The organism is Acetobacter sp., assembly GCF_047723915.1.
Lineage (GTDB): Bacteria > Pseudomonadota > Alphaproteobacteria > Acetobacterales > Acetobacteraceae > Acetobacter.
Map to the genome: position 1 here is coordinate 485,552 of NZ_JBDOBQ010000001.1, position 6,000 is coordinate 491,551.

General features: G+C 56.0%; 5 protein-coding genes. 3 read left to right on the top strand and 2 right to left on the bottom strand.

Features of this window, described 5'->3' with window-relative positions; genetic code table 11:
* Positions 1-66 precede the first annotated feature (66 nt).
* Positions 67-1,542, bottom strand: a complete 1,476-nt coding sequence (locus ABF990_RS02115; protein ID WP_415490212.1) for an aminotransferase class V-fold PLP-dependent enzyme — start codon at positions 1,540-1,542, stop codon at positions 67-69.
* Between the two features lie 124 nt (positions 1,543-1,666).
* Between ABF990_RS02115 and ABF990_RS02120 the strand changes: the two genes are divergently transcribed.
* From ABF990_RS02120 to ABF990_RS02130, 3 genes are all read left to right on the top strand, one after another.
* Positions 1,667-2,128, top strand: a complete 462-nt coding sequence (locus ABF990_RS02120; RefSeq protein WP_415490213.1) for an Lrp/AsnC family transcriptional regulator — start codon at positions 1,667-1,669, stop codon at positions 2,126-2,128.
* A gap of 306 nt (positions 2,129-2,434) precedes the next feature.
* Positions 2,435-2,890 carry an Ivy family c-type lysozyme inhibitor gene (locus ABF990_RS02125; RefSeq protein WP_415500972.1) on the top strand — a complete coding sequence of 152 codons (456 nt, stop codon included), beginning with the start codon at positions 2,435-2,437 and terminating at the stop codon, positions 2,888-2,890.
* 754 nt (positions 2,891-3,644) lie between these two features.
* Positions 3,645-5,105, top strand: a complete 1,461-nt coding sequence (locus ABF990_RS02130; RefSeq protein ID WP_415500973.1) for a L,D-transpeptidase family protein — start codon at positions 3,645-3,647, stop codon at positions 5,103-5,105.
* 150 nt (positions 5,106-5,255) lie between these two features.
* Here the strand turns inward: ABF990_RS02130 and ABF990_RS02135 are convergent.
* Positions 5,256-6,000, bottom strand: a 745-nt coding sequence (locus ABF990_RS02135) for an IS3 family transposase (protein ID WP_415506455.1), incomplete at its 5' end; no start/stop codon positions are given.

The window sequence follows — 6,000 nt, forward strand, 5'->3', positions numbered from 1 at the left end:
TGTCACTCTCTCTTACGTCATGGGCGTTTCTGCTTCCGCTCAACACGGCGCGGCTCTGTCTACCGGTCAGGCGACGGCTTTGGGGCGGAATCGTGCGGTGCTAACGTCGCAATCGTATAACGCGGCGATCTCGCAGGGTGCTGTGGCAAGTTCGTTGACGGCGTCGAGAACGCGCTGAACCTTTGCGTCATCCATCAGCACGCTGAAATTCAGGCGGGTCCACCCCGGTTTTTCGATTTCCTGGCCAGAAAGAATCGTATTGCGAATATGAGCGGATTCCGTCTCGTCAATCCCGAGCAGGCGATGGGCGTAAGGGCCGGCACATGCGCATCCGCCGCGAACCTGAATGCCGTAATGGTCCGACAGCATGCGGGTAAAGAGCTGTTGGTGGATGAAACCACCGTCCTTGAGGTTGCGGATACGGAAGGAGAAGATTGGGAGCGCTCGCGCGGTCGGGTGCCCCACGATTTCGATGGCCGGATTGTCGCCCCATGCCGCGAGTGCGCGTTCGCGTAATTCGGCATTACGCAGCGCCATATAGGCGTCGCCAATGACGTCTTTGACGATAAAGGCGAGGGCCGAGCGGATGTCCCCGATGACATTCGGTGTGCCGCTTTCTTCACGGGCTGCCAGGCAGGATGAGTAGTCGTGCGTCCAGGGAGAAACGAAGCGTACCGTGCCGCCACCTGGCAGGACTGGGCGTTGCCGTGAGACCGCGGCATTGCGCACGATCAGCACGCCCGAAGCTGCCGGACCACCAATGAATTTGTGACAGGACACAACGACGGCATCTTTTTCGAACGGTGTGCCGGGCTGCATGTCGATTGGGCAGTATGGACCGGCCCCCGCGTAGTCCCAGATCGCGAAGGCACCGTGATTCTTGAGCATGGCGGTTACGGCGTTGACGTCTGTCAGAATACCCGTGACATTCGAAGCAGCGGAAAAGGCGCCAATTTTCAGACTATTGTCCGGAGACGACTTAAGGGCCGCCTCAAGAGCGTCCATATCCGGCCCGCCCTCAGCAGCTTCAGGAATCTCTACGATCCGTGCGCCGCTTTCCCGCCATGGAAGGATATTGGAATGGTGTTCGTAAGGGCCGATGAACACGGTCGGCTGCTGGCCAGCGTCGCAACGGGCCGGGATTTCAAGCAGATGAACCAGGCGGTTCAGCCCGGCGGTTGCACCATTGCCCATGAAAATGGTCGTGAATTGGTCGATCGGTGCGTTGCACAGGCGTGCAATCGTAGCGCGGGCGCTGGTACGCAGCCTCGTCATGTACGCGCCACAGAACGAGGCCTCGGTGTGACTGTTGGCGTAGTAGGGTAGAATCTCGTCCATGACGAATGTTTCGACCTGACGTAGCGCGCGGCCAGAGGCAACATAATCGGCATAGAGCAGTGACTGCGTGCCGAACGGTGTGCTGAATTGCGCGCCGTCCCCGATTACGCCTTTTGCAAGCGCTGACAGGCCCTGACGGCGTAGAGCCTGCTCGAACCGGTCGAGAATGGATGTACTGTCGTCTAGGGAGCCGATCATTTCCATGGTGTGAATTTCAGTCCATTACGGTGCGTCGTTGCATGATGATGAAACGATAGACTGAGGAAAGACGCGAAAACCGCTGCTTTTTTTGATAGAAATCATGAATATTGTTGTCATATGATACGATATGACCAGAAAACTCGATCAAACAGACAGGGCAATCCTTCGAATCCTCCAGAAGCAGGGAACGCCCTCGCAACGCGAACTCGCCGAGAAGATGGGGCTTTCACAGAATGCATGTTGGCGAAGGCTGAATGCCCTGCGCGACGATGGCGTGATCGCGCACGACACAGTGCGTCTGAACGCGGCAGCGTTGGGTCTTGGCCTTACGGTATTCGTACTGATGCGAACACGGCATCATTCACGCGAATGGTTCGAAACGTTCAGGAAGGTCGTCAGTGCGATTCCAAACATCGTCGATTTTTATCGGATCGCGGGAGAATACGATTATCTGCTCAAGGTTGTGGCCTGCGATATGAACGATTTCGATCGGGTCTATCAGCAGATCATCAACAAGGTGGAACTGGACGGTGTTACCTCATACATGACTATGGAGACACTGGCGGATAACAGGGATCTTCCGGTCTAGCAGAGTGTTGGGGTGGGGTACCGTTATGTAGCGATCCGTGCCTTCAGCCCCTTGCTGGACCGCTAACCTGCCTCGGGAGCAGACCAGCAGTTCTCATTTTATAATATTGCAGTGGCCTTTTTGTCAGTCATCCACGGCATTATTGGCGTTTCCTGAAAGAGAACGTATGATAAGAAAAGATAATGAACGCGTAAAAAGCAGGGACGAAGCCTCCAACGCGACCAATTTTGGCCGACTAAGTCGCTGGTTCGTATCGTCACTACTTTCAGATCCACTTAATTTTGCAGCAGACAGCGAGGGGTCGGTATGAAATTTCGCACATTGGCTGGGATATTGATCGTTTTCGGCATGACAGGCTCCGCAGCAAGCGCCAATCCGGCAACGCTCAGCAGCTATTTAAACGATCCAGTCTGGACGAAGCGGTTTGACTCGATGTTTGGTAAAACCGCAAAACCGAGTTGGTTAAAAAGTGCCACCGAATCCGAAGCCGTTTCTGTTGTTATGGATGGCAAACCCTACACGGTACTGCTGGCGTGCAAAAAACATGACTGTGCCAACCATCAGATTGCCGTACTTTTCGATAATAGAGCAATCTATGGTCTGCGCTTTGAAACTGCAGATAACAGTAAAAAAGAGGAGCTCACCTGGCTTAATATTGGTGGTGGTACCGAAAGCATTGATGGCAAGACCATTCTTTATGCAGCCATTACTGGCAGTCTGTACAATCATCCCGAGATGTTTATTTTCCCGACAAAAAAATAGTAGCCAACCCCGCGTGATGGTTACACGCCGACGTGCAGGCGCCGCCAGCATTCCAGACATGATCGGGGGAATAACACCTGGCAGAGCACCGATATAAGGCTTCAGCCGCGATAGGCGCTATGCCAGCGTAAACTGAATTACCGGATAGTGATCCATTCGGAACAGGGTTCGCAATGCGTGCTCATGGACTGCATTCGTCCGGGATGACAATCTTGAGCATTTGATGAACCCATGTGGCCACTGCTATTGCAATGCAGTCACCAAGAGCGTTTTTCGGGGTTCAAGCTGGAGCGTATTTGACACTACACCAATAAAAATCGACAGGTCTTCTCCGACTGCCAGATAGACAATGGAAGCGCAGAGGTTACCGTCATACCAAAGAATTTTTACGAGTCATCCAGCTCCACGAGGGAGCTGGAATCGCATGTATTGAACAGTCGAAAAAAATGCCTCAGCCGCGAGCCGGAGGTGCCGGCGGCGGAGGAGGCGGAGGGGGCGGCGGCGCGGCTTCGACAGGCGCGGGCGGCGGCGGTGGCTTGTCGTCCGCACAGGCGGCGAGTAGAGACAGCGGAATAACGACGGCTACAAGCGCCGTGTTACGGAACAGTCTGTAACGGAACGATGTTTTGGAAGTCGCGGACATCTGTTACCCCCTTGTTAATGCCTTTATGGGCACTAGACAGTTAAGAACAACACTTGACACAAAGTCAAACTACTATTTGCGTCATACTGAAAGATCGAGGAGTCGTGTTTCGTGTCTGCATCATGGTGGCAAACCAAGCCATATTATGACGGTCCCTCAACGATCAGAACAGTAAAACGCACCATGCGCCAATGGGTTGCCAGCGCTACCCGCCATTGCGCGATGGCAACAATGGCGGGGCTCTCCGCCTGTGCCACCATATCGGAGCACGCATCAACCGAGATCGGCCGCGCAATCAACGCACCCGCACCGGTCATCGTAGCGGGTGACGCACTCAACACCGATCTGCTGAGACGATTTTACAGTCGCCACGACTTTGAACCGGTATGGGACAGCCACCCCGACCAGGCACAGGCCGTACTGAAGGCCATTGCCCAAGCGGGTGATCAAGGTCTGGACCCCCTATCCTTTCATGCCGACCTGTTACGGCACGACAAGACCCTGACACCGCTTGAGCGTGAACTTCTGCTGTCGGACGCGGCGCTGTCCTATGCCAACGCTCTCGCGCACGGTGCCGTGCCGCCGGAACGACGGGCGGACAATCAAGCCCTGACGCCTGCGGCGGTCGATGTCGCAGCACATGTAAGCGAGGGCCTGGACGACGCTGATCTGGTGGCCACGATCGAAAGCCTGGCCCCCACGACCCCAGCCTATCGCGCCCTACGACAGGCGTTGCGGGCATGCCGCTCACCAGGAGCGGCCGATCGCCGTAAGGTTCTGGATTGCCAGCGCAGAATAGAGGTCAATCTCGAACGCCTGCGATGGTTACCGCGCGAGATGCCTGCCGATCGCGTCGTGGTCAACGTGGCTGATGAACGGCTCGTGGCCTATCACGATGACCAGCCGGTACTATCCACCCGGGTGATCGTCGGGCAGGACGCGATGCGGAATCAGAGTCCGGAATTCCAGGCGGTGATCGACGCGAGCCTGTTCAATCCGCCCTGGGTCGTTCCAAAAGACATTGTGACGCGTGAAATGCTGCCCAAGATCAGTCGCGATCCGAACTATCTTGCCCGCAACAGGATGATCATGCTTCCCAATGGGGAAATCGAGCAGATGGCAGGGCCGGAAGCCGGGCTCGGACTGCTGATGTTCGACATGCCCAACCGCTTTGACGTCTATCTTCACGATACGCCCGACCGGGCCATGTTCAACCGCGTCAACCGCCGCATCAGCCATGGCTGCATCCGGGTGCAAAACCCACGCGAACTGGCAGCCCTTTTGCTGAAGGAGCCCCTCAGCGCCGTCGATCAGAGCATTGCGGCCGGCAAGACGACGCGTCACGACCTGCCTACAGGTGTAACGGTGTTCGTCATTTACCAGACCGCATTCCTGGATGAAAACGGCATGCTGCGATACGCGCCGGATTTCTACAACCGGGACCCTGCACTGTGGAAGCAGTTACACAGATCCCCGCGACGTACGCGCGCCTCAACTCTGACGATAGGATCGGCCTATATGGAAAGCGACTACCGTCTGGCGTTCAACACTTCAGGATCGCGCCCGTTCTGAACGCAGCGCCTGTCGCCGGCCGAGATCCCTATTTTCCGATCAAGCCGTCCAGATTGATTACCCTGATGACAGGGATAAGCAAATGCTTGTGTGGCAATTGCGATCGTCCTGAACTGCTCCGGGTTTACCGGAGAGTGATTTGTTCAGTAATCAGGCAGCAATATCAAGTCTGCTCTGATCTTCATAGAAGGCGCGTTCGGCTTCGGTGGGCGGCCTGTAGCCGATTGGCGCCAGCAGGCGTCGGTTATTATACCAGTCCACCCATTTGAGGGTTTCCCATTCGACCTGCGCCATGGATTTCCATGGCCCCAGATGATGGATGACCTCGGCCTTGTATAAACCGTTGATGGTCTCCGCCAGTGCATTGTCGTAGCTGTCACCGACCGTGCCGACTGAGGCGTCTATGTCAGCCAGCGCCAGGCGTTCGGTATATCGGATCGACAGATATTGTGATCCACGGTCCGAATGATGGATCAGCACCTTATTTCCCGCAGGCTTTCGTTGCCAGATGGCCTGTTCAAGGGCGTCGAGCACGAACTGGGTGGTCATGGAAGTCGAGACTTTCCAGCCCACGATCCTGCGGGCGAATACATCAATGACGAATGCCACATAGACCATGCCATTCCAGGTCTGGACATAGGTAAAGTCCGAGACCCAGAGGTGGTTGGGGGCCTCGGCCCGGAACTGCCGGTTGACCATGTCATCGGGGCAGGGACGCGCCGTATCCGGACGGGTCGTGATGACCTTCCGGCCCCGGATGACACCCTTCAGACCCATCTTGCGCATCAGGCGCTCAACAGTGCAACGCGCCACCTGTCGCCCTTCACGGTGCAGGCTGTGCCTGACGTGCCCCCCTTTTTGTATCCACTCAAAAGGAGAGTTCCCGTTTTTTATG

Coding starts and splice junctions, on each gene's coding strand:
- ABF990_RS02115 (WP_415490212.1), bottom strand. CDS start 1,542: ATGGAAATGATCGGCTCCCTAGACGACAGTACATCCATTCTCGACCGG.
- ABF990_RS02125 (WP_415500972.1), top strand. CDS start 2,435: ATGAAATTTCGCACATTGGCTGGGATATTGATCGTTTTCGGCATGACA.
- ABF990_RS02120 (WP_415490213.1), top strand. CDS start 1,667: ATGACCAGAAAACTCGATCAAACAGACAGGGCAATCCTTCGAATCCTC.